Annotated in this window: 5 protein-coding genes; all 5 read left to right on the top strand. The window is 61.6% G+C overall.

Annotation, left to right across the window (positions count from 1 at the left end; genetic code table 11):
• Positions 1-618 precede the first annotated feature (618 nt).
• Positions 619-1,128, top strand: a complete 510-nt coding sequence (locus ACFWDI_RS40690; protein WP_385312120.1) for a transposase — start codon at positions 619-621, stop codon at positions 1,126-1,128.
• A 692-nt stretch (positions 1,129-1,820) separates the two neighbouring features.
• Entirely contained in the window at positions 1,821-4,451 is a 2,631-nt protein-coding gene (locus tag ACFWDI_RS40695; RefSeq protein WP_385312115.1) for a LuxR C-terminal-related transcriptional regulator, read from the top strand.
• A 39-nt stretch (positions 4,452-4,490) separates the two neighbouring features.
• Positions 4,491-4,607: an IS3 family transposase gene (locus tag ACFWDI_RS40700; protein WP_385312122.1), complete on the top strand. Its 117-nt coding sequence runs from the start codon at positions 4,491-4,493 to the stop codon at positions 4,605-4,607.
• A 540-nt stretch (positions 4,608-5,147) separates the two neighbouring features.
• Positions 5,148-5,702, top strand: coding sequence for a formaldehyde-activating enzyme (locus ACFWDI_RS40705; protein WP_385312117.1), 555 nt, complete (start codon positions 5,148-5,150; stop codon positions 5,700-5,702).
• A gap of 396 nt (positions 5,703-6,098) precedes the next feature.
• Positions 6,099-6,404 carry a transposase gene (locus tag ACFWDI_RS40710; RefSeq protein WP_385312118.1) on the top strand — a complete coding sequence of 102 codons (306 nt, stop codon included), beginning with the start codon at positions 6,099-6,101 and terminating at the stop codon, positions 6,402-6,404.
• Positions 6,405-6,435: the final 31 nt, after the last annotated feature.

Consider the following 6,435-nt stretch of genomic DNA (forward strand, 5'->3'; position numbering starts at 1 on the left):
GAGCTCGGCCACGTCCCACCCGCCGAGTTCGAAGCACTCCACGCAACGACCGCCGCACCACAAGTACCCCTGAAAACCAGCTAACCCACTCTCCACAAAACCCGGGGCTTGACAGTCTGGGGGTCGCGCCCGTGAAGCGGCTGTTCGAGGTGCTGGCCGGGCCCCTGGCCCCGCCGGTCACCCCTGGAACGCGCTACCGCGGCTTTCGCACGGTCGCCTTCGACGGCTGCCTATCGTCCAAGACACCGGATGCCGAGCGCAACCGGTGTGGGCTGGGGAGGATCAAGTACCGGTCCGGGTAGGCCGGTTACCCCGCCATGATGCTGATGACCCTGGTGGAGACCGGCACCCGCGGCCCTGCTCGGCGCCATCTTCGGACCCGACGACAAAGGCGAAAGCGCCTACGCCTGCCGCCTGCTGGACCGGCTCACCGCTGGCATGCTGTCCTGGCAGACCGGGCCTTCGACGGCAACGGCTTCCTGGGCGCCGTCTCCCGCACCGGTGCACAGTTCCTGATCAGGACCAAGTCCAGCCGCCGCCCACCGGTGCTCACCCCGCTCCCGGACGGCCCTTCTCACCCGCATCGCGGACCTGAGACTCCGTGTCATCGACGCCGACATCACGGTCACCACCACCGACGGCCACCATGTCCAGGGGCGCTACCGGCTGCTCACCACCCTGCTGGACCATCGCATCGACCCTGCGGAACAGTTGGTACGGCTCTATCACGAACCCTGGGAGATCGAGTCCGCCTTCCATTCCCTGCGCCACACGCTTCTCACCGGCAGGGTCCTGCGCTCGGGTGACCCGGCCGGCGTGGAACAGGAAATGTGGGCCCTGCTGACCACCTACCAGCTCCTGCGGATCGCCATGGTGGCCGCCATCGAGTCAGCACCGGGTCTTGATCCAGACCGGACAAGCTTCACCATTGCCCTGGAGGCCGCCCGGAACCTCCTGATCGCCGGCCGCGGTGTCGTCCTGACCTCGGACGATATCGATCTGGTCGGCGACATCGGCCGAGCGGTCCTGGCCGATCTGCCCCGCCCCGCCGCCCGCGGACCAGCATCCACAAGGTCAAGTGCCCGATCTCCCGCTACCCCGCCCGCCCCACCGACACCAGGCCGCTGACCAGCCAGGACATCACCAGCATCGCCATCACGCTCTACGCGGCGCACGACACCCTGCCGCAGCTTCGCCTACGCCAGCGCGAAGGGTGTTGGGCTGCGCCTGGACGGCACCGAGGTACGGGTCCGGCGCCCGAAGGCGGGCCGCCCCTGCCGACGTGTGTTCGTCTCCGGCAAGATGCGGAAAACACCAAGAAGGCCACCGTCATCGCCGACCGACGGGGCCGCACCTGTGGACCGGCGCCATCCGGCCGGGCCGTATGCATGATCAGACGGCGGTCAAGTCCGAGGGGATCGCGGCCCTCTTCGAGCCATACCCACAGGTCAAGGCCAAGGTGGATGCCGGATACCGGGGCCTGGCAAAACGGTTTCCCTACCAGGTCCAGGCGCCGCCGAAGAAGCCCGCCAAGGACGCGCCGACTGAGGAGGTCACAGTGTGGGAGCAGGCCCATGATCCGAGACCGCACCCGTGGTTGTCCACAACCATACCGGTGAGGCGGCGATGGCCAACAAGGATCCTCGCCTGCACCAGCAGATCTCAGAGCGGCACCTTGGCCGGCCCGCCGACAACGCGGAGATCGACAGCCCTTAAACTTAATACATCCTATGCGCAAAAAGTGAACACCATGCGGGTTCACTTTCTCCGGTGTAGAATTAAAATACCGCACCCGCATCGCGGCGCGACAAGGAGATTCCATGGGCAATCTCGATCGAGCCTGGCCCTTCGTTGGCCGTAGCAATGAGATGGCCGCGTTCAAACGCGCACTTTTGGATCTTAGGTGCCACGCTTTCATCATTCAGGGCCCAGAAGGGGTGGGGAAGACGCGACTGGCGGAGGAATGTCAGCGACTAGCACGCGATCTCGGTTATCGATCAGGGAGAGCCGCTGCCAGCAGTGATACTGGATTTCCACTCGCCTCCATGGCTCATCTCCTACCAAAGACGGTGGCCGTTTCTACTCCTATGGAATTGTTTCAGGGCGCTACCGATGCGCTTCTGCGGACGGGATCCAGGAAGAAGAGTCGCAAGTACGTAATACTGGTGGACGATATCTCGCTCCTGGATGCAACCTCGGCGACTCTTATTGATCAACTCCTTAATGCCGAGTCGGCCTTTCTTATCGCAACAATTCAGCAGGGAGTAGGCCTCAATAAGCTTGCTTCGAATATTCGAAGCGCTAATGAAACCCATCGCATCGATCTGCATCCGTTCGACCGAGACGAGACTGATGAAATCTTGACGTCAGTCCTGGGTGGCGCGATAGAGCCCCGGACGACAGAGCAACTCTATGCCGCAAGTAAGGGCAATGCATTGTACATTCACGAGCTGATCCTTGGCGCTTTGGCATCAAACGCCCTGACGTTCGACGGTGAAATATGGCATGTCGCGGATAACTATCCACAGACGGGACTGATCGCCGATTTGATCAACGAGCGCTTGCTTGCAGTTGGAGGTAGTTCTCGGAGACTGCTAGAATTGCTTTCCTTGTGTGGGGTCGTGAATGCTCAATGGTTTCCTAAAGAACTTTACGAGCTGGAATCTGCTGGGCTTGTGCAAATTCTACGGCAAGGTCGTCGAGAAAAGGCCGAACTCTCGCATCCGCTATATGGGAAGGTGCTCCAATCTGATCTTACAGTTTCCCGGAAGAAGGAATTGTTCCTGGAGCAGGTTGCCCGAATCCGAGCGGCGGGGACCCGTAGGCGCGAGGATGTAGAGCACGTCGCAATGTGGGAGCTGGCCGCGACAGGTACGGCGGACACGGCACTTCTGATGAGCGGTGCGAGAATCGCCATGGGTGTGCACGACTATCGCGGAGCGAGAACTCTGGCTGCCGCAGCCCGCTATGGGGACGACGGCTTCTGGCCTCGCCTACTTCTCGGTGCGGCTCTGGACGAACTTGGCGAACCCCGCGAAGCGTTGGAGGTCTTGAAAGAGGCTTCGGCTCGAGCCTCTAGCGATGACGAGCTCGTTCATGCGTCAATCACAATGACGCGTATTATGGCTTGGTCGTTTGTTGATATAGACGAAGCGCTCCGTCTCAATTCCGAGGCCGTCGCCAAGGTGCACACGCCAGAGGCCCGCGCAGCCCTGCAGGCTACACGAGGGGTCCTTCTGGCCTCCGTTAGTAGACATCAGGAAGCATTGAATCTTCTGCAGAACATCGATGCCGTGCCAAACGCATATATCAGGACGATCGGAGAAGGTACACTCGCTGGCTGTTTGGCCGCCACGGGGCAGGTGAAGAAGTCACTGGAATTGGCTAGATCCGCTCACGCGGAGCGCCTCAGTATCATTGATCCCACAGGGTTGCCCCATCCCGTGCAATACCTCACACCTTTGACTTTCGCATTGCAGGAGTCAGGAAGGCTTGACGAGGCATACGCCGTTGGAGTTGAGGGATGGGCGAGCGCATCTGCCGATGATGCTCCTGAGGCGCTGGCATGGACTGCAACATCCCTCGCCCGATGTGCGCTGCTTCAAGGTCGTCCGCTTACTGCCAGACGTTGGGCTGCCCAAGGTGCGGCTCTAGGGCGCAGGTACTGCCTGATGCAGACGCTTCACCAGGCACTCGTGCGAATCGCCGAGGCCGCTGCTCTATTGCATGATACTGAGGCCGCCGAACGGGCGCTAAGAGAAGCTGAACCCTTTCCAGATTCAGGGCCGTTCGTCCCCGAACTCTGTCTCGGTAAGATCTGGCTGGCAGTCTCCGTCGGCAACCTCACGAGTGCTCGGTCCGAACTCATCGACGCTGCGCAAGCGGCACGCGCACTGAATCATTTGGCGAGCGAGGCTAGAATCTTGACAGACCTCTGCAGGGTCGGAAGAGCGCAGCTTGCGGTTGAGCGTCTCAGCGAGCTTGCCGACACAACCGACGGCGAGCTGACCAAAGTGCGCGCGCGCTACGCAGCAGCCTTGGCGACCGAAGATCCACAAGAACTCTTCGAATGCTCGAGTTCACTCGCAGAGGTCGGAGCCAACCTCATGGCAGCTGAATCCGCTTCTGCGGCAGCATCCACATGGCAGCGTCAGGGAAGTTCACGTCGGGCTACCACAGCTCGAAACAAAGCGATCTCACTCGCGCGAAAGTGTCAAGGAGCAAGGACTCCAGGCCTGGTTCCTTCCCTCACACCTACACGGCTCACAGAACGCGAAACGCAGATCGCCTTTCTTGTCTCCCATGGCTTTTCCACGGCCGAGGTGGCGAAGCAACTGATTGTTTCGAAACGAACGGTTGATAATCATCTGCAAAGAATCTTCCGCAAGCTTGGTATCACGAGTCGCAAGTCCCTTACCAGTGCACTGTCAGGCGAGATCCTCGACTCATGAGCAGTGAGCCCTTTCCAACCTGGCGGTGAGGGCTCGGGTATGCGCCGGGCAAGACAGGAAATCTTCCAGCGGCTCACCTACTACAACGTCCGAAGACGCCACAGCGCGCTGTCCAACCTCTCACCGCTGGAGTTCGAACAACAACATCATAGGTAAACTCTCACTCGCAGCATGAATCCCCGTGTCCACACTCCGGGGTCACTCACAGGCCGCACCCACCTATATCCGGCTTCGCCCCTTTCCCCCGCGACTTCAATGTCAACACCTCAACCGCGGCGGCCGCCGTCTGCGCTTGCGGATACCGGCGACCTGGCCGTGGAGACACGAACTGGCCACGGCCTTTCATCGCCTTTCCGCACTGCCCCGACCCGCCGGCTGACCGGCAAACCTCCGTCCGCCCACGACCCGAATGACCCTGGAGAATCCGACCACCGCGCCGGGATCTCACCATGCGCAAGCAGCGAAATCACCCCGCCCACCTGACAGCTGACGATCAGCGACGTCTCATCACCCCAACCGAAACGGCGATGTTAGGTAGTGAATGCTCATGCCCCTTGCAGAGTCACCGCGCACCCTAGATGTCGTTAGGGGCACGGACCTCCACCTGACTCGGTCCGTGCCCCGTCCTCAAAAGCTATAAGAACGTGATCAATATGTGGGGCCAACCCGCCATTGAGAAAGGCTGAGGTTCAGGAAATGAGCCTTCATCAGGCCAACGTCCATTCCACGCGTCCCCAAGTCGGTGTATGTGACGTGGGCGTGAGCCCACATACCGCACACGTCACCACCGTTCTAGGTGACCTCCACGGTCTAGCCGGCAGAGCCTGGGCCATGGCCTTGAGCCGGCCCAGCGAGGGCCACGACTGTTCCCTTCTCACGCTGAGACCAGACCTTCCCGTCAAGCCGCTCGGGCTTCTCATCACTAGGGCAACCATTGAAAGTAGGCGTCACGCCGACATGACCTGGGGGGCAGCTCAGGCCGGCGTGGCGGCTGGCATAGCCGACGCCGTCGCCGACGGAACCATAGGGCAGGTCACGATCGACGACATCGTGGCAGTGGTTACGATCTGGGTCGACTGGGCGGCAAGTGATGAGAGAGCGGTTTTTCTCAACCACAGAAAAGCTACGTTGCAAGCAGTTCACCTAGGCGCCGCCGGTTACCCGGAAATAAATGAGGTCATCGAGGCACGGCATCAGCCGTACAATGCACGATTCGATTTCGCTGCGCTGACTCGGCCGCTTTCAGAATGACCCGGTGGGCCAGTAAGACCGTGTCCTACATGGTCAGTTGGCAGTTATGCTGGGCATGGGGAGTGGGCGGTGGGGTTGGATTGTTCCGGAGGACCTTTCGGAGATCGCCTTGCCGCTGGCTCGCGTGCGACCGCAGGCGGTGGGGTCGTGGCTCCGACCGGGTGGGGCAGACAGGACAGTGATGGGCCTCTGGCCAGGCTCCTGACTTGTTGAATCGACTCCAGACGCACCGTCTGCAGCCGTAGCGTCCAGGTGCCGGCCGGCACGGGCCCGCAGTGCTCCTTGCCGCCCCTGGCGGGCTGGCTCGACAGGGGCGTGAAGGTGACGCAGTGACTTCAAGTCAGGGTGCCCGCCGCACTCCCGTCCCTGTTTCATCGAGTGCAAGGCTGGCTGCCCGTGATCCTGATCGGTGTCGATCCCCACTTGTCGTCTCACACCGCCGTCGCTGTCGACGCCGCAGGTCACCGAGTCGCCCAGCGCCGGTTCGTCGTCAACGCCGGGACGTTCCGCCAGCTGATGCGCTGGTGCGAGCAGTGGCCTGAGCGCCGGTTCGCCGTCGAAGGCGCCGGCGGACTCGGCCGCTCTCTCGCTCAGCAGCTGGCTGCCGCAGGTGAGAGCGTGGTCGACGTGCCTTCCACTGAGGTTGATCCCCGGGGGTGGACACCGGGTTTCACGCGACGAGTGACAGCGTACGTGACGTGATCAATTGCTGTTCGTACTCGGCTGGCGCGAG

Source organism: Streptomyces sp. NPDC060064 (genome assembly GCF_042736455.1).
In the GTDB taxonomy this organism is placed as follows: Bacteria; Actinomycetota; Actinomycetes; order Streptomycetales; family Streptomycetaceae; genus Streptomyces.

Bases quoted from the DNA above. Each gene is read 5' to 3' on its own strand.
- ACFWDI_RS40695 (WP_385312115.1), top strand. From the start codon at position 1,821: ATGGGCAATCTCGATCGAGCCTGGCCCTTCGTTGGCCGTAGCAATGAG.
- ACFWDI_RS40700 (WP_385312122.1), top strand. From the start codon at position 4,491: ATGCGCCGGGCAAGACAGGAAATCTTCCAGCGGCTCACCTACTACAAC.
- ACFWDI_RS40705 (WP_385312117.1), top strand. From the start codon at position 5,148: ATGAGCCTTCATCAGGCCAACGTCCATTCCACGCGTCCCCAAGTCGGT.